Origin of the sequence: Nocardioides marinquilinus, from assembly GCF_039543705.1 — a bacterium.
Classification (GTDB): domain Bacteria; phylum Actinomycetota; class Actinomycetes; order Propionibacteriales; family Nocardioidaceae; genus Nocardioides; species Nocardioides marinquilinus.
In genome coordinates this window covers 394,392-411,372 of record NZ_BAABKG010000001.1, presented here as the reverse complement: position 1 = coordinate 411,372, position 16,981 = coordinate 394,392, and the positions used below count along the sequence as shown (strand labels likewise).

Here is a 16,981-nt window from a genome sequence, read left to right as displayed (position 1 = left end):
GCGTTCGCGTCGACCGCGGGGCCCTTCGACAGGCTCAGGGTCCGCGTGGGGCGTTCGCGTCGACGGCCGGGGTCTCGAGGCTCGTCGCCAGGGCTCCTCGCACCTCGACCACCGCCGTCCGTCAGACGACGACGCTGTGGCGGCCGGGCTCGCGGTACTGGGGGTACTGGCGGCCGACGATGCGCTCGGCGGCGGCGTAGGAGAACCACGCGGCCCCGCCGAGGCGGTCCTCGGCGTCCGGGGTGAGGTGCACGCGAGAGCGGTGCTCTCCCACCGGCTCGGGCGCGATGCGCACCAGGTCGAGGTCGTGGTGCAACGACTCGCGGACGCCGTGCTCGCCGAGGCGGCCCATGGCGAGGGTCTCGACGTCGAGGCCGGTCACCAGCACCTTGGTGGCCACGACGCCGTCGCGCTCGTAGGTCGCGGCCAGCACGCGGTGGTCGGCCAGGTGGTGCAGGTGGTGGGCGAGCACGTCTGACGGCGCGTCGGACGTCGGCGCCGCGCCCGACGGCGCCAACGAGGCGAACGGCACCGAGCGCGACACCTCCGGCAGCACGAGCGCCCCCAGCTCGGCCGCACCGAGCCCCGACCACCGCCGCAGCTCGGACGCCGACCGCTCGTCGCCCACCCGCGGGTCGATCGCGTCGCGGTAGGCCGCCGGCGCCACCCCGAGCACGGCGGACGGCTCGCCGAAGCAGAACACCTTGCGCGCCCGCGAGTGCGCGAACTCCAGCAGCGCCTTGGTCAGGCTGGCGGCCGGGTCGGCGTGCGCGCCCTCGCCGCAGCCCGAGAGCGCGATCGGGGCGGGCGGGGCGTCGTCCCGGCCCATCACGTAGGTCGAGCAGACGCCGAGCCCGGTGCTCGCCACCTTGAGCACCGGGTCGATGCCGACGGCCCGCAGCTGCGCCACGAGCGCCGCGACCGACGGCGGCAGCCCGTCGTCCTCGATGGCCGGCGAGAGCCGGTCGAGCGAGCGGAACCGCAGCCCGTTCGTGTGCCGCTGCAGCACCTCGCCCAGGCCGTGCGCCAGCGCCCGCTCGCGGTCGAGGCCGGCGCCCAGCCCGTTGGTCACCGACGGCAGCAGCGGGTCGGCCACGCCCGCAGCCTCGGTCGCGTCGCTGGCCACCAGCTCGACCGGCACCCACACCCGCTCGTCGGTGCGGACGTCGGCCAGCGGCAGCCACTCCCCGGGCCGATCCTCCGACCAGTCGGCCCCCGCCGGCAGCGCGAGCAGCCGTGGGTCGACCACCGCCGACGAACCGTGCCGCGCCACCAGCTCGCGCCGCGACCCGTGCTCCGCCGACGCGCGCAATCGCCGGACGCCGTCGGCCCCGACCACCCGCTCGACCAGCTCGCCGAGCCCGCCGACCAGCGCGGTGGCGGACGTCGTCCCGTAGCCGTTGCCGTGGTGGGTCAGCCGGCCGTCGACCAGCAGCGAGGCGTTGCTGACCGGCAGGCCGGTGCGGTCGAGGCTCTCGAGCCCGAACTCCAGCACGGTGCCGAACGGGCGCAGGGCGCCCCTGAAGGCGTCGACGATGCTCTCCGGGGTGGTGGCCACCCTCCTACGGTGACCCCATGGCGGTGAGCCCGGGCCGACGGCCCTCCGACGCACGCGACTTCAGCGACCCCGACAGCCCCGACGACGCCGACCCGTCGCCGCTGCGGCGGCTCGTGCTGGCCCAGCTCGAGGAGCCGGGGGGCGCCGCCGTCCGCCTGCTCACCACCGCCGCCCTCGCGGACGACGAGCCCCTCGGCCCGGACGCCGCCGCGGCCGCCCACGAGCTCGGGCTCGACCCCGCGCCCCCGCCGCTGTTCTCGCCCGACGGCTACCTGCTGCAGTCGGCGCTCGGCGAGCAGGCCCTCGCCGACGGCAGCGCGCACACCCTGCCGACGTCGGCCGTCGTCGCCTGCAACTACCACGACGTCCCGCCCGAGAACCGGCCCGACGTCGAGCGCCGGCTGCGACGGCTGCGCGACCTCGGCCCCACCGTCGACCTCGGCTCCGACCTCGCCGCGCCCGCCCCCGGCCCGCGCATCGTCGTCGCGTTCTACGACTCCTACCGCGACGCCGCGCTGTTCGGCGCCGACCTGTGCCACCGCCTCGGCCTGCGCGCCTGGTTCTTCCCGCTCTTCCGCCGCCCGGACGACGAGCCGGGCGCCGCCGGGCTCAGCGACGCCGAGCTCGCCGACCTCGCCACCGAGCACGAGCTGTGCTTCCACACCGCGAGCCACACCCGCGCCGACGACGTCACCGAGGCCGACCTGGCCCGCGAGGTGACCGACGTCCACGCCCGCCTCACCGACCTCGCCGGCCGCCCGCCGCGGGTCGGCGCCTGGCTCGGCGGCTCGCGCTTCGACGAGCGGCACCTCGGCAACCGCACCCTGCGCGGGCTCGGCGTGCCGCACCTGATCAGCAACTGGTCGCTCGAGACGATCCCGGACGCGCGTGCGGAGCGTCACACCGGCGACTAGCCTGACGCCCGTGACGAGCTCGATCGGGCGAGCGCTCAGCGCCGCGCTGCTGCTGCTGACCACCGTCCTCGCGACCGCGCTGGCCCTCTGGGCCACCACGACGCCGGCGCACGCCCACGTCACGCTGGTCTCCTCCGACCCCGGCCCCGACGAGCAGCTCGACGACACCCCGCCGGGCATCACACTCAAGTTCGCCGGCGAGCTCGAGCCCGTCGCCGAGGTGACCGTGATCGGCCCCGACGGCAGCGAGCAGCAGTCGGGCACCGCGATCGTCTCGGGCGACACCGTCATCCAGCGCATCAGCGACCTCGGCGGCCCCGGCCAGTACTCGATCACCTACCGCGCCACCTCCACCGACGGCCACGAGCTCGCGGGCGAGTCCCGCTTCGCCGTCGGCGAGCCGGTCGAGGGCGCCGACCCGAGCGGCGCGCCCACCGGCCGCTCCACGCTCACCCCCGAGGAGTCCGACTCCGCCAGCCCGGACGGCGCCGAGCCGGTCGAGCCGGTCGAGAGCAGCGCCGCCGCGGACGACGACGGCGGCGACTCCACGCTGGTGTGGGTCATCGTCGGTGCGGGCGTGCTCGCGAGCGTCGGCGGCGTCCTGTGGTGGCGCCGCACCCGACCCGGCGCCTGAGCCCCGCGCGCTAGACCACCCCTCAAGCGGCACCGGGGGCCGGCCGATCCCCCTGGCGGCCCGCACCGGCGGGCCGGACCCTCCCTCGGACCCGGTCCCCTCCCCCACACCGAGAGGTCGACGATGTCGCCTGCCCTCCCGAGCCGGAAGGTCGCGGCCCTCGCCGCGGCCGCCGCCGGTCTCGCCGTGCTCGCCGTGGCTCCCGCCCCGGCCACGGCCGCTCCCAGCACCACCCTCACGACCGCGGCGCCGAGCGTTGCCACCTTCGTCCCGCCCGACTGGTTCGTCGACCCGATGTCGCCGGGCCAGCGCCGCACGCTCATCCCCGTGCCCGCCGACCCGTCGTCGTTCAAGGGCGGCAAGCTGCAGCAGACCCGCGCGGTCAACCGCACCAGGAACGGCGCCCTCGCGGTGCCGATGCGCCTGGCCTTCGGCCACCAGCTCACCAAGGGCCAGGCCGTCACCCTCGACGGCACCGGCCTGTTCTCGCTCAACAGCGTCAAGCTCACCGGACCGGCCCGCAACCAGCTCACCCGTCTCGCCGCCGCGCTGGACGACGCCGCCGCCGTGCGCTGCGAGGGCTACTCCGACTACGCCGGCGCGGTCGACCGCAACGCCACGCTGGCCGCGGGCCGCGCCGCCGCGGTCTGCCGCATGCTCGGCCAGCAGGTGGAGGGCCTCGAGACCTCGACCGTCTCCTACGGCCCGACCTGGCCCGCCGCCGTCGGCGCCACCTCCGACGCCCGGCGCCTCAACCGCCGGGTCGTCGTCGCCGTCACCCGCATGCAGCCCCCGCCGCCGGTCGAGCCGACCGCCGACGTCCCCGGTGCGCCCGAGCTGCTCTACGTCGGCGGCTCCGACGGCACCGTCTACTACACGTTCAACACCCCGCTCGACGACGGCGGCTCCCCGATCACCGGCTACGAGGTCAGCACCGGGGCCGGCTGGTCGCCGGTGCAGACCGAGCTGAGCCGGGCCGCCGTCCGCGGCGTCCGGATCCCGCGGATGTGCCGCGGCGGCTGCGGCGACCACTACGGCTACCTGCCCGGCGTCACGAACGGCTCGACCGTCGAGCTGGCCGTGCGCGCCGTCAACGCGATCGGCGCCGGCGCGCCGTCGCAGAAGCAGTCCACCACCGTCTACGGCATGCCGTCGGCGCCGACCGACCTCGCGCTCGAGGGCGGCCACGGCACCATCGACGCGACCTGGGGCGCCCCGGTCGACGACGGTGGCCTGCCCATCACCAACTACTGGATCTCCTTCAACGGAGGCTCCTCGTGGACCGAGCTGGGCGGTGACGCCACCAGCGCCTCGGCCGAGGACCTGCCCTCCGGCACCTACACCGTGATGGTGCAGGCGTCGAACGGCCACAGCGGCGGCCAGCTCGCGATCCAGGACGTCGAGGTGCTCGACTCGAGCCAGCCGATCGTCCACCGCGCCTGGTGGGTCGCCGGTGACCGCGTCCGGGTCGAGCACTACCAGGGCACCGTGCCGATCTTCACCGAGTACCAGGCCTCGGTGGACGGCGGCGCCTGGGTCGACATCGCGAGCGACGGCTCCGACCCGGCCACCGACGAGCGGGGCCGGCTGTACTTCGGCGCCGTCGACGTGCCGGCGTGCGCCGCTCCCGCCGGCCCCTGCTACCAGACCGACCACACCATCCGGGTGCGCGCCGTCCTCGGGGACCGCTACTCCAAGCCCAGCGAGGAGCTCACGATCGACCTCCCGGCCTGACCGGTCGACGACCTCTGAGACCGAACGGCCCCGGCGTGCACCACGCCGGGGCCGTTCGTCGTGCTCACGAGGTGCGTCAGGGCATGTGCACCAGCTCGATGTTGATGTCGTCGGGGTCCTGGACCGAGAGGATGACCATGCCGGTCTCCTCGAGCGTGGTGACCTCGCCGTGCTCGACGCCGGCCTCGTCGAGGCGGGCAGCTGCCTCGCGCAGCTCGTCCTCCGAGCCGACCTGCAGGCTCAGGTGGTCGAGCCCGACGCGGGTGGAGTCGAAGGTGTCGCCGGACGACGCCACCGGGCGCAGGCCGAGCAGCTGGTCGCCGATGGTGAAGCCCGCGCCGCCGTAGAGCTGCGAGGGGTCCTCGGTGACGCCGGGCTCGTCGACCCGGTCGCTGAAGTCGAAGGCGGTCTCGGGGCCCAGCAGCAGCTGGTAGAACGCCTTCGAGCGGTGGATGTCGGTCACGGTCAGTCGCACGTGGTGGATGGCGGTGGGTCGGGCGATCGGGGTCTCGCTCATGTCCTGCTCCTCGGGTGGGCGGTCGGGATCGGGGTCAGTCCTCACTGACCTGGGTGCGGAACTCGGTGCGCTCGGTGTGCATGCGCCACAGGATGTCGGCGAGCACGTCGGGGTCCTTCTCGGCGTCACCGGCGATGATGCGGCCGCCGATGATCAGCTGCCCGACGTAGATGCCCTCCTCGCCGAGCGCCTCGTGCAGCAGCCGGGCGTAGGCGGCCTGGCCGGCGAACGCGACCGACGTCCCGGTGACGTCGCGGCCGGGCTCGACCGCCGAGCCGCCGTTGACGAACAGGATCGAGCCACGGCCCTCGCCCAGGAAGCGCATGCCGGGCACCACCTGGTGCACCGCCGCCACCGGGCCGTAGATCGAGAACTCGACGGGGCCGACCAGGTCGGCGGGCGTCGTCTCGAGCACGGGCCGCATGAAGTCCTTCTGCGGCAACGGGCTGTACTGCAGCACCTCGATGGGTCCGAGCGTCTCGGTGACCTGCTCGAGCGCGGAGGCGATCGAGGCGGGGTCGCGCACGTCGGCGGTGAAACCCTGCGCCTCGACGCCGTCGTCGGCCAGCTCGGCGGCGAGGGCGTCGAGCCGCCCCTGGTGCCGCGAGATGAGCCCGACGGTGAAGCCCTCGCGGCCGAAGCGACGCGCGACCGCCGCGCCCAGGCCGCGGCCGGCGCCGATGATGGCGAGCGTCGTCATGCCGACCGCAGGAAGCCCAGCAGGGCCTGGTTGAACTCGGAGGCGTGGCTGACGTTGCAGCCGTGCGGCGCGCCGTCGAGCACGACGATCTCGGAGTGCGGGACGGCCGCGTGGGTGCGGGCGCCGGAACCCTCGAGCGGGACGACGCCGTCGGCGTCGCCGTGCAGCACCAGCGTCGGGACGGTGATGGCGGGCAGGTCGCCGCGGAAGTCGGTGGTGCCGAAGGACTCCATGCAGGCGAGCGCGGCGCGCTGGTCGGACTGGTGGCACAGCGCGACGGCCTCCTGGCGCTGCTGCTCGGTGACCTTCAGCTCGTCGCCGGCGGAGAAGAACTGCGTCGTGAACTGGTCGAAGAAGGCGTCGCGGTCGCTCTTCAGGCCCGACTCCATCCCGTTCGCCGTCTCGTCGTCGAGCGGGCCGTCGGGGTTGTCGTCGGTCTGCGCCAGGTAGGGCGGCACGGCGGCCGCGAACACCACGCTGTGCAGCCGCTCCTGGCCGTGGCGGGTGACGTAGCGGGCCACCTCGCCGCCGCCCATCGAGAAGCCGACGAGGGTGACGTCGCGCAGGTCGAGCTCGTCGGTCACCGCGGCCAGGTCGTCGGCCAGGGTGTCGTAGTCGTAGCCACCACGGGGCTTGTCGCTGCGACCGAAGCCGCGGCGGTCGTAGGCGACCGTGCGGTAGCCGGCCGCCTGCAGCGCGCCGACCTGCTCCGACCACGACTCGCCCGACAGTGGCCAGCCGTGGATGAGCAGCACCGGACGTCCGGGGCCGCCACTGTCGTCGACGTGCACCTTCACCGTGCGCAGTAGGCCCGAATGGGCGGTGACCTCGGTCATGTCGCTCCTCCTAGAGTCGTCGTCGAGCGGCGTCCCCTCCAGCGTGCGGTCCGTCCGGTACCCACACCAGTGGCGTACACGCCGAATCACCTAGCATTTGCGACATGAGGGTCGTCATCCTCGTCGTCGACGGCGTCGCCGACTCCGGCCTGGGCCTGGTGCGTGACGTGTTCGTGGCGGCCAACCTGCTGCGCGACCGCATCGACCCGCACATCGCGCCGTTCGAGGTCTCGGTGCGCGCCAGCCGGCCGGAGGTGCGCAGCGCCTACGGCCTCGCCATCGACGCCGACCCGCTGGCCGAGGTGCTCGACGACCCGCCCGACCACCTCGTCGTCCCCGGCTTCGGGGTGGTCAGCGCCGACGACGTGGTCGAGGTGGTCACGACGATGGGCGACCTGCCCGACGTGCGCACCCTGCACGGGCGCGGTGTGGCCACCTCGGCGGCGTGCAGCGGCACGTTCGTGCTGGCCGAGGCCGGCATCCTCGACCGCCGGGCCGCCACCACCAGCTGGTGGCTCGGCCCGGTCTTCCGACAGCGCTACCCAGACGTCGACCTCGACGAGTCGGCGGCGCTGGTCGTCGACGAGACCGTGACCACCGCGGGCGCCGCGCTCGCGCACCTCGACCTCGCCCTGGCCGCGGTGCGCCGGGTCAGCCCGAGCCTCACCGAGGCGGTGGGCGACTACCTCGCCGTCGGCGACCGCCCCCGACAGGCCGAGCTGGTGCGCCCCAGCCTGCTGCCGGCCACCGACCCCGTGCTGGTCGCCTTCGACCAGGCCGTGCGCGACCGGATCGCGGACCCCCTCGACATCGGGCGGCTCGCCGCCGACCTGGGCGTCAGCAAGCGCACCCTGCAGCGGCTCACCGCGGCCTCCTTCGGGATGCCGCCGGTGCGCTACGTGCAACAGGTGCGCCTCGAACGCGCCGTCGACCTGCTGCGCAGCACCGACCTCAGCGTCGCCGACGTCGCGCGCGCCGTCGGCTACCAGGACGCCACGACGCTGGCCACGCTGATCCGCCGGCGCCGCGGCACCACGCCCGAGCAGATCCGCCGACGGCGTCTCGCCATCGCCTCGTCGTGGCCCGAGGCGGCTACCGACTCCTCGGGCTCGGGTCACCGCACCGGGTGAGGGGTCGCCCCACCTGCCCCGCGAGAGTGGAGACATGGGCACCCGGCCGCCGTCCCCCGCGCTCCAGAAGCGGCCCGCGCGAGCCCAGGTGATCGGCGACGGCATCGCGTGGACGGCGCGCTGGAGCCTGCGCTGGCTGCTCATCGCGGCCGGGGTCGTCGTCCTGGGCCTCGTGGTCGGGCGGCTGTGGAGCATCGTGCTGCCGGTCGCGCTGGCGCTGCTGCTCGCCTCGGTGCTGCAGCCGGCGTCGCGGTGGCTCGAGGCGCGGCTGCGGTTCCCACCCGCGCTCGCCGCCGCCTCGGTGCTGCTCGGCGGTCTCGGCGCGCTCGTGGCCATCGGCTTCGCCATCGCGCCCGCCGTCGGTGGTCAGGCGGGCGACATCTTCGACGACGCCCGCGCCGGCCTGCAGGACGTGCAGGACTGGGTGCAGGCGCAGGACTTCATCACCCGCGACCAGGTGGACGCCGCCATCCAGGCCGTGCAGGACCGCCTCAGCAGCTCGGGCGACGCCATCGCCTCGGGCGTCCTGACCGGCGTCGGTGCGGCGACGTCGATGACCGTCACCGTGGTCATCACGCTCATCCTCACCTTCCTGTTCCTCAAGGACGGCCGCCACTTCATCCCGCTCGTCGAGCGCGTGGCCGGCGACCGCACCGGTGCCCACCTCGCCGAGGTGATGCGCCGGTGCTGGAAGACGCTGGGCGGCTACATCCGCACCCAGGCGATCGTCAGCGCCGTCGACGCGGTGCTGATCGGCACCGCACTGCTGATCGTCGGCGTGCCGCTCGCCATCCCCCTCGCGATCCTGACCTTCCTCGGCGGGTTCGTGCCGATCGTCGGCGCGTTCGTCGTCGGGGCGCTGGCGGTGCTGGTCGCGCTGGTCTCCGACGGGCTGACCGGCGCGCTGGTCATCCTGGTCGTGATCGTGCTGGTGCAGCAGCTGGAGGGCAACGTGCTCTCGCCGTGGCTGCAGTCGAAGTCGATGCAGCTGCACGCGGCCGTCGTCCTGCTGTCGGTGACCCTCGGCTCGACGCTGTTCGGCATCACCGGCGCGTTCCTCGCCGTGCCGTTCGTGGCGGTGGTCGCGGTCGTGCTGCGCTACCTCGACGAGGTGGTCACCGAGCGCGCCGCGCCCGGGCTGCGCGACCCCGAGCCCGAGACGGTCCACGGACCCGACCCGGAAGGCGAGCCGTCGCCCAGGACGTGACGCCCGAGGGGATGCGTCTCGCTCCGGCCGTGACCGCGGCCGGTGCCGGGGCCCTGCCCGTTCTCCTGGCCGTGACCGCGGCCGGTGCCGGGGCCCTGGCCGTTCTCCTGACCGTTGCCGTTGCCGTTGCCGTTGCCGTTGCCCTGGCCGTTGCCGTTGCCCTGGCCGTTGCCGTTGCCGTGCCCGTGGCCCTGGCCCCGTCCGGTGCCGGGACCCTGACCGTTCTCCTGCCCCTCACCGCGACCGGTGCCCGGCCCCTGGCCGTTCTCCTGGCCGTCGCCCTGGCCGTTCTCCTGCCCGTTGCCCTGCACGTCGTCCGGCGGGCCACCGGGGCCGCGCGCGGTCGACGGTGACGTCGGGACCCGCGGGGTCGTCTGCGGCGGGCTGGGCGGCTCGTCGGACGGCGTCGGGGGCGTCGGGGGCGTGGTGAGCGGGGGCGTGGTGAGCGGCTCGGCGGTCGTGGTCGCGGACGGGTCGGACGACGGCGTCGCCACCGGCGGGGTGGTCGTCGGCGCGGCACCGCCGTCGTCCGGGCCGGACGGGGCCGTGCCCGCGTCGTCGGTGCCCGCGTCGTCCGTGCCGCCCGGCGCCGTGGTGTCCGGTGCCGAGCTGGCCGGGGCCGAGGTCGGCGGCGCCGTCGGCAGCTGCGGCTTCGGCTCGGGCGACCACGGCGGCTCGGCGAGGCCGGCGCCGTAGGCGATGCCCAGCCCGCCGCCCACGAGCACCACGGTGCTGCCGAGGGAGGCGGTGGCGAGCCGGAGCCGGGCTCGCGGACGCACGGCACGAGCCACGGGAGAAGTGCGTGCGGCGTCCGCGAGCCGGGCGATGAACGCCTCGTCGACCCGTGCCTCACCGGGGTCGGCCCGCAACGCGCGGGCGACCTCGGAGCGGGACGGACGCTGCTTCATCCCTCCATCATGTCGCGACCGGAGCGCATCGTTACGCTCTGGCCGCGAGACGATCGGGGACCGGGCCACCCGTCCGCGCTGCAGAGGACGTCGGGAGCATCGGAGGGGCACGGACTCATGGCCGGCAGGCAGGCGGACGTCCTCGTGGCCGCCGCTCGCGCCGGTGACCACGAGGCCTGGCGTCGTCTCTACGAGCTGCACGCCTCGCGACTGGTGGCGTGGCTGCGCTCGCTGCCGCACACGGACGCCGCCAGCTCGGCCGACGACGTCGCCTCCGAGGCCTGGCTGACCGCGGCCAGCAAGATCGGCGAGCTGCGCGGCGGTGACGACGACTTCGCGCCGTGGCTGTTCACCATCGCCCGCAACCACGCCTCGAACAGCCGACGCAAGGCGTTGCGGCGCGCGACCGACCCGCTCGACGTGCAGGAGTCGGCCGACGCGTTCGGCGCCGTCCCCGACGGCACGGACGCCGTCGACGGCGGCGACCGCACGCGCCGACTGCTGGCGCTGCTCAGCCCCCGTGAGGCCGAGGTGGTCGCCTGCATCGACGTGGTCGGGCTCGACGTCGCCGCCACGGCGCAGGTGCTCGGGATGCGACCGACCGCCGTCCGGGTGGCCCGGCACCGCGCACTCGGCCGCCTGCGCTCCCACCTCGGGGACGCCGGCCTCTCCTGACCCGCTCGACCGCGCCGTGGCGGCGCATCAGGTGGGAGCGCTTCCACTCTTAGCCCGCGGGGCGAGAGCGAGCCGAGCCGCCTACTCGAGCGATTCTCGGCGTGACCGTTGACACACCGCAGCCGTCGTGTCAGGGTCCTGCCACCGCGTTGGTGGAAGCGCTCCCACCCACCGCTCACCGCGACTCACCAGATCGACCACCGCACCAGGAGACCCATGATGAAGTCGACACCCCGCGGCCTCGGCCGCCTCGGCGGGAGCGCCTGCGCGGCCCTCGTCCTCGCGAGCACGCTGGCCGCCTGCGGCTCCGGCGGCGACCCGGCCGAGTCCGCCGAGCAGGAGGACCTCGCCGAGGGTGAGTCCATCACCATCACCACCTTCGGCGAGTTCGGCTACGACCCGCTGATCGAGCAGTGGAACGCCGAGCACCCCGACATCCAGGTCGAGCAGACCAAGGTCTCGCTCTGGGACGACTGGAAGAACGAGCTCAACACCAACCTGCAGGCCAACGCCGGGCTGCCCGACGTCGTGGCCATCGAGGGCGACTTCATGCCGGCCCTCGTCGCGGCGCCCGACCGCTGGGTCGACCTCAGCGACCCCGACGTCGAGGGCCGCTGGCTCGACTTCAAGGAGCAGGCGGCCACCACGCCCGACGGCCAGCTGCTCGGCTACGCGACCGACGCCGGCCCCGAGGCCATCTGCTACCGCGCCGACCTGCTCGAGGAGGCGGGCCTGCCGAGCGACCGCGAGGAGGTCGCCGCCCGGATGACGACGTGGGAGGACTTCTACGCCCTGGGCGAGGAGTTCACCGCGAAGTCCGACGCCGCCTGGTACGACTCCTCCGGCTCGATCGCGCAGGCCATGCTCAACCAGGTCGCCTTCCCCTTCGAGAAGGAGGACGGCACGGTCGACGTCGAGAACCCCGAGCTGCAGGAGGTCTGGCAGACCGTCACCGGCAACGCCGAGGGCCTCTCGACCCGCAACAAGCAGTGGAACGACGACTGGACGGCGTCGTTCAAGAACGACGGTTTCGCCACCATCCCGTGCCCGGGCTGGATGCGCAGCAACATCCGCGACAACCAGGGCAAGCTGGCCGGCGGGGTCGTGTGGGACATCGCCGACGCCTTCCCCGGCGGCGGTGGCAACTGGGGCGGCTCGTTCCTCGCGGTGCCGAAGACCTCGACCCACCAGGCCGAGGCGCAGGAGTTCATCGAGTGGATCACCGCGCCCGAGCAGCAGCTGCAGGTCTTCGCCTCGCAGGGCAACTTCCCCTCGCAGGTCGCCGCGCTCGACAGCCCCGACCTGCTGAGCGCCAGCGACGAGTACTTCAACGACGCCCCGGTCGGTGAGATCTACTCCAACCGCGCCGAGGCCATCGACGTCCAGCCCTACCAGGGCCCGCTGTACTCCGACATCCTCGGCAAGTTCCAGGCCGCCGTCGACCGCGTCGACGAGGGCTCGGCGACGCCCGAGGAGTCGTGGACGACGTTCGTCTCCGACGTGGCCGCGCTGCAGTGACGCCGCCGGCCGACGCCGGCTCCGCCGTCCAGCCCGCACCCCTGTCGACGTCACCGGAGCCCGGTGGTGACGACCGGCACGACCGGGCCGGCCGGGCCCCCGGGAGCCCGCGTGGCTCCCGGGGGCCCGCGGGCGAGGAGCGCCGGGTGCTGCGGCGCCAGCGCCGCTCCCGCTGGGACGTGCGGCTGGCGCCCTACCTGTTCGTCTCGCCGTTCTTCGTCGTCTTCGCCGTCGTCGGGCTGTTCCCGCTGCTCTACACCGGCTGGCTCTCGCTGCACGAGTGGGACCGCACGCAGTACTCCCGCGGCGGGTTCGTCGGGCTCGAGAACTTCCGCTGGGTGCTCGACGACCCGGTGTTCCTGAAGTCGCTGGTCAACACCCTCAGCATCTTCGTGATGTCGTCGGTGCCGCAGATCGTGGTGGCCGTCGGCGTCGCGGCGCTGCTCGACTCGCAGCTGCGCGGCCGCACCCTGTGGCGCATCAGCGTGCTGCTGCCGTTCGTGGTCGCACCGACGGCCGCCGTCCTCATCTTCGGCAGCCTGTTCGCCGACCGCTCCGGCGTCATCAACGAGCTGCTCGGCGCGGTCGGCCTCGAGCCGATCCGCTGGCACGTCGAGCGCTGGTGGAGCCACGCCGCGATCGCGAGTATGGTCAACTGGCGCTGGACCGGCTACAACGCGCTCATCCTGCTGGCCGCGATGCAGGCGGTGCCGCGCGACGTCTACGAGTCCGCCGCGCTGGACGGCGCGAGCCGGCTGCGGCAGCTGGTGCACATCACGCTGCCGATGATCCGGCCGACGGTCATCTTCGTCATCGTCACCAGCACCATCGGCGGGCTGCAGATCTTCACCGAGCCGCGGCTGTTCGACGACACCCCGCAGCGCGAGGGCGGCGCCAACCACCAGTACATGACGATGACCCTCTACGTGTACGTCAAGGGCATCGAGGACCAGTTCTACGGACGCGCCTCGGCCGCCGCGTGGCTGCTGTTCCTGTTCATCATCACGCTCGCCGTCGCCAACTACGCCCTCACCCGCTGGTTCACCCGACGGAGGTCGATGTGACGCGCCGCCCCGGTCCCCTGGTCTACGGCCTGCTCGCCGCGTTCGTCGTCGGCTCGGCGCTGCCGCTCTACTGGTCGTTCGTCATCGGCTCGCACACCAAGGAACGCGCGCTCGAGACGCCGCCGCCGATCCTGCCGGGCGGTCACTTCCTGGCCAACGCGAGCCGGGTGCTCGACACCATCGAGTTCTGGCAGGCCCTGCTCAACAGCCTCGTCGTCTCGACGCTGTGCGCGACGTCCGTGGTCGTCTTCTCCACCCTCGCCGGCTACAGCTTCGCCAAGCTGCGCTTCCGTGGCCGCGACGGGCTGATGGCCTTCGTGATCATGACGATGGCGGTGCCGACGCAGCTCGCGATCGTGCCGCTGTTCATCCTGATGCGCGACTACCGCATGCTCGACACCCTCTTCGCGGTGGCGCTGCCGACGCTGGTGACGGCGTTCGGCGTCTTCTTCATGCGCCAGTACCTCCTCGAGGCGGTGCCGTTCGAGCTGGTCGAGGCCGCCCGCATGGACGGCTGCTCGATGCTGCGCACGTTCTGGACCGTCGCCGTTCCGGCCGCGCGGCCGGCCATGGCGATCCTGTTCCTGTTCACCTTCATGCAGGTGTGGACCGACTACATGTGGCCGCTGGTGGCGCTGCAGAAGACCGAGACGCTGCAGATCGCGCTCGACCGCCTTGCGCTCACCGGGCAGGGCCAGACCACCGACTACGCGCTCGTGCTCGCCGGCACCGCCATGGCCACGGTGCCGCTCCTCCTCCTGTTCGTCCTCTCCGGCCGCCAGCTGGTCGCCGGCATCATGCAAGGAGCCCTCAAGGGATGACCGAGCTCGACACGCCCCCCGCCCCCACCACCGCCCCCGCCGGCGCCGCGTCGACCGGGCTGCAGTTCCCCGCCGGCTTCGGCTGGGGCGCCGCCACCGCGGCCTTCCAGATCGAGGGCGCCGCCGCCGAGGACGGGCGGACGCCGTCGATCTGGGACACCTACGCCCGCGTGCCCGGCGCCGTCGTCGGCGGCGACACCGGCGACGTGGCCTGCGACCACTACCACCGCTACCGCGACGACGTCGCCCTGCTGCGCGAGCTGAACCTCGGCCACTACCGGTTCTCGGTGGCGTGGCCCCGGGTGCGACCCGACGGCGGCGCGGTCAACGAGGCCGGGCTCGACTTCTACCGGCGCCTGGTCGACGAGCTGCTCGCCGCGGGCATCACGCCGTGGATCACGCTCTACCACTGGGACCTGCCGCAGGCGCTCGAGGACACCGGCGGCTGGACCACCCGCGACACCGCGCACCGCTTCGTCGACTACGCGCGCACGGTCAACGACGCGCTGGGCGACCGGGTGCCGACGATCACCACGATGAACGAGCCGTGGTGCTCGGCCTTCCTCGGCCACACCTCGGGCCGCCACGCTCCCGGACGACGCGAGGGTGCGGCCGGGCTGGTCGCCGCGCACCACCTGCTGCTCGGCCACGGGCTCGCCGTCCAGGCCCTGCGCGCCGACGGCACCGACGCCGACCTCGGCATCACGCTCAACCTCACCGTCGCCGACCCGGCCGACCCCACAGACGAGCTCGACCACGACGCCGCCCGCCGGGTCGACGGCCTGTTCAACCGGGTCTTCCTCGACCCGCTGCTGCGCGGGCGCCTCCCCGACGACGTGCTGGCCGACACCGCGGCGCTCACCTTCGACGGGCGGCCGTGGCACGACGTCGTCCACGACGGCGACCTCGCGGTCATCGGCAGCCGGCTCGACGTGCTGGGCGTCAACTACTACAACGGGGCCGCCCACTCCGGCCGGCCGCACCCGGCACCCGACGACGGCGGCGTGCGCCACCCCGACCTGCCGAGCGGCTCGCCGTTCCCCGGCGCCGAGCACGTCACCGAGGTCAGCCGCGGGCTGCCGCGCACCGGCATGGGCTGGGAGGTGCAGCCCGAGGGACTGACCCGGCTGCTGGTGCGGCTGCGCGAGGAGTACGACGTCCCGCCGATCTGGATCACCGAGAACGGCGCCGCCTACCCCGACGCCGTGGTCGACGGCCACGTCGACGACCAGGGCCGCCTCGCCTACGTGGCCGCCCACCTGCGCGCGCTGCACGAGGCGATGGCGGCGGGGGTCGACGTCCGCGGCTACTTCGCGTGGTCGCTGCTCGACAACTTCGAGTGGGCCTACGGCTACGGCCAGCGGTTCGGCCTGGTGCACGTCGACTACGAGACGCAGGTGCGGACGCCGAAGGCGAGCGCCCGCTGGTACGCCCGCGTCGCCGCGTCGGGGCGGATCGAGCCATTACCGTGACCCGCGTGGTCGACGAGAGCGTGCGGGCGGCGCCGCTGCCGACCCTCGACGAGGTGGCCCGCATGGCGGGCGTCTCGCGGGCCACGGCCTCGCGTGCCATCAACGGCGCCGAGAAGGTGAGCCCGCGGGCGCGCTCGGCGGTCGACGCCGCCGTCCGCGCCCTCGGCTACGCGCCCAACCCGGCCGCACGCAGCCTGGTCACCCGCCGCACCGACTCGGTCGCGTTGGTGGTGCCCGAGTCGGACGACGTGCTGTTCAGCGACCCGTTCTTCGCCCGCACGCTGAGCGGCGTGAGCCGGGTGCTCGGCGCCCGCGACCTGCAGCTGGTGATGCTGCTGGCCGGGCCCGGCGACGACGAGCAGCGGATGCTGCGCTACCTGCGCAACCGCCACATCGACGGCGCCATCGTGGTCTCGCACCACCGCAAGCACCAGCTGAGCGACCAGCTCGCCGGCATGGGGCTGCCGTGCGTGTTCGTCGGGCGGCCGTGGACCAGCATCGACCGCGTCGCCTACGTCGACACCGACAACGTCGCCGGCGGCAGCCAGGCCACCGAGGCGCTCATCGCCCGCGGCTGCCGGCGCATCGGCACCGTCGCCGGCCCCGCCGACATGACCGCCGGCGTCGACCGGCTGCGCGGCTGGCGCAGCGCGATGCGCGAGGCCGGGCTCGCCGACGACGCCGTCGTCCACGGCGACTTCACCGAGGCCGGCGGCGAGGCGGCCGCCGAGCAGCTGCTCGCCGAGCACCCCGACCTCGACGGCCTCGCCGTCGCCTCCGACCTCATGGCCGTCGGTGCGCTGCGCGCCCTCGCCCGGGCCGGACGCCGGGTGCCCGACGACGTGGCCGTCGTCGGCTACGACGACATCGGCGTCGCCGAGCGCACCTCGCCGCCGCTCACCACCGTGCACGCCCCCGTCGGCGACATGGCCGAGCAGGCCGCCCGGCTGCTGATCGAGCAGCTGGACGGCGGCCCGCGCGCCATGCGGATCGTCTTCCCGCCGTCCCTGGTGCGGCGCGAGAGCGCCTGAGGCCGCGCCGCCGTCCCCTCGCGCAGACGCTCGGGCCTGCTCGACCAGCGGCGTTCCCGGTGGTTGAGCAGCGAGGAACGAGCGTCGTCGAAACCACCGGCCCTGCACGAGAACGTTCGCCTCGAGGTCTCGAGGTCTCGAGGCTCGGCCGTGGCCGGCCTCGCACCTCGACCACCGTCAGACCGGCCGGCACGATGGTCGAGGTGCGAGGAGCGCTGGCGACGAGCCTCGAGACCCCCGGCCCTCCGTCGCGAGCGCTCGG

General features: G+C 74.1%; 16 protein-coding genes. 11 read left to right on the top strand and 5 right to left on the bottom strand.

The genetic code is table 11. The annotated features are described in order from the left end of the window. Window positions 1-121: 121 nt before the first annotated feature. On the bottom strand, window positions 122-1,558 hold the full coding sequence (locus ABEA04_RS02020; RefSeq protein WP_345453999.1) for a YcaO-like family protein: 1,437 nt from the start codon (window positions 1,556-1,558) through the stop codon (window positions 122-124). A 17-nt stretch (window positions 1,559-1,575) separates the two neighbouring features. Here ABEA04_RS02020 and ABEA04_RS02015 point away from each other — a divergent pair, with 17 nt between their 5' ends. The 3 genes from ABEA04_RS02015 to ABEA04_RS02005 all read left to right on the top strand — a co-directional run bounded on the left by ABEA04_RS02015 (window position 1,576) and on the right by ABEA04_RS02005 (window position 4,840). Further along, window positions 1,576-2,472 (top strand): hypothetical protein, encoded by an 897-nt coding sequence (locus ABEA04_RS02015; protein ID WP_345453996.1) that lies wholly within the window; start codon window positions 1,576-1,578, stop codon window positions 2,470-2,472. Window positions 2,473-2,482: 10 nt separating this feature from the next. Next, the gene (locus ABEA04_RS02010) at window positions 2,483-3,106 is read left to right on the top strand and encodes a copper resistance CopC family protein (protein ID WP_345453993.1); all 624 of its coding nucleotides are present in this window, start codon (window positions 2,483-2,485) and stop codon (window positions 3,104-3,106) included. Window positions 3,107-3,229: 123 nt separating this feature from the next. Continuing rightward, window positions 3,230-4,840 carry an OmpA family protein gene (locus ABEA04_RS02005; RefSeq protein WP_345453990.1) on the top strand — a complete coding sequence of 537 codons (1,611 nt, stop codon included), beginning with the start codon at window positions 3,230-3,232 and terminating at the stop codon, window positions 4,838-4,840. 76 nt (window positions 4,841-4,916) lie between these two features. On the opposite strand, the gene ABEA04_RS02000 is transcribed toward ABEA04_RS02005, so the two are convergent. From ABEA04_RS02000 to ABEA04_RS01990, 3 genes are read right to left on the bottom strand one after another with little or no spacing between them, the layout of a single operon-like run. Next, complete coding sequence (locus tag ABEA04_RS02000) at window positions 4,917-5,357, bottom strand: VOC family protein (RefSeq protein WP_345453987.1); 441 nt, start codon at window positions 5,355-5,357, stop codon at window positions 4,917-4,919. A 34-nt stretch (window positions 5,358-5,391) separates the two neighbouring features. Continuing rightward, window positions 5,392-6,057: an SDR family NAD(P)-dependent oxidoreductase gene (locus tag ABEA04_RS01995; protein ID WP_345453984.1), complete on the bottom strand. Its 666-nt coding sequence runs from the start codon at window positions 6,055-6,057 to the stop codon at window positions 5,392-5,394. After that, window positions 6,054-6,893, bottom strand: a complete 840-nt coding sequence (locus ABEA04_RS01990; protein ID WP_345453981.1) for an alpha/beta fold hydrolase — start codon at window positions 6,891-6,893, stop codon at window positions 6,054-6,056. Before ABEA04_RS01990 ends, ABEA04_RS01995 begins: the two co-directional genes overlap by 4 nt. A 104-nt stretch (window positions 6,894-6,997) precedes the next feature. On the opposite strand from ABEA04_RS01990, the gene ABEA04_RS01985 reads away from it, so the two are divergent. Beyond that, a complete protein-coding gene (locus ABEA04_RS01985) occupies window positions 6,998-8,023 on the top strand; it encodes a GlxA family transcriptional regulator (protein ID WP_345453978.1) in 1,026 nt (341 codons plus the stop codon). Between the two features lie 34 nt (window positions 8,024-8,057). Beyond that, on the top strand, window positions 8,058-9,230 hold the full coding sequence (locus ABEA04_RS01980; RefSeq protein ID WP_345453975.1) for an AI-2E family transporter: 1,173 nt from the start codon (window positions 8,058-8,060) through the stop codon (window positions 9,228-9,230). On the opposite strand, the gene ABEA04_RS01975 is transcribed toward ABEA04_RS01980, so the two are convergent. Then, window positions 9,122-10,138 carry a hypothetical protein gene (locus ABEA04_RS01975; protein WP_345453972.1) on the bottom strand — a complete coding sequence of 339 codons (1,017 nt, stop codon included), beginning with the start codon at window positions 10,136-10,138 and terminating at the stop codon, window positions 9,122-9,124. The genes ABEA04_RS01980 and ABEA04_RS01975 overlap by 109 nt on opposite strands. 117 nt (window positions 10,139-10,255) lie before the next feature. On the opposite strand from ABEA04_RS01975, the gene ABEA04_RS01970 reads away from it, so the two are divergent. From ABEA04_RS01970 to ABEA04_RS01945, 6 genes are all read left to right on the top strand, one after another. After that, window positions 10,256-10,813: an RNA polymerase sigma factor gene (locus tag ABEA04_RS01970; RefSeq protein ID WP_345453969.1), complete on the top strand. Its 558-nt coding sequence runs from the start codon at window positions 10,256-10,258 to the stop codon at window positions 10,811-10,813. A 219-nt stretch (window positions 10,814-11,032) separates the two neighbouring features. Further along, window positions 11,033-12,331: an ABC transporter substrate-binding protein gene (locus ABEA04_RS01965; protein WP_345453966.1), complete on the top strand. Its 1,299-nt coding sequence runs from the start codon at window positions 11,033-11,035 to the stop codon at window positions 12,329-12,331. A gap of 146 nt (window positions 12,332-12,477) precedes the next feature. Further along, a complete protein-coding gene (locus ABEA04_RS01960) occupies window positions 12,478-13,395 on the top strand; it encodes a carbohydrate ABC transporter permease (RefSeq protein WP_345453963.1) in 918 nt (305 codons plus the stop codon). Further along, window positions 13,392-14,216, top strand: a complete 825-nt coding sequence (locus tag ABEA04_RS01955; RefSeq protein WP_345453960.1) for a carbohydrate ABC transporter permease — start codon at window positions 13,392-13,394, stop codon at window positions 14,214-14,216. Before ABEA04_RS01960 ends, ABEA04_RS01955 begins: the two co-directional genes overlap by 4 nt. Then, on the top strand, window positions 14,213-15,688 hold the full coding sequence (locus ABEA04_RS01950) for a glycoside hydrolase family 1 protein (protein WP_345453957.1): 1,476 nt from the start codon (window positions 14,213-14,215) through the stop codon (window positions 15,686-15,688). The genes ABEA04_RS01955 and ABEA04_RS01950 overlap by 4 nt, the downstream gene beginning before the upstream one ends. A gap of 5 nt (window positions 15,689-15,693) precedes the next feature. Continuing rightward, entirely contained in the window at window positions 15,694-16,719 is a 1,026-nt protein-coding gene (locus tag ABEA04_RS01945; protein WP_345453954.1) for a LacI family DNA-binding transcriptional regulator, read from the top strand. Window positions 16,720-16,981 lie beyond the last annotated feature (262 nt).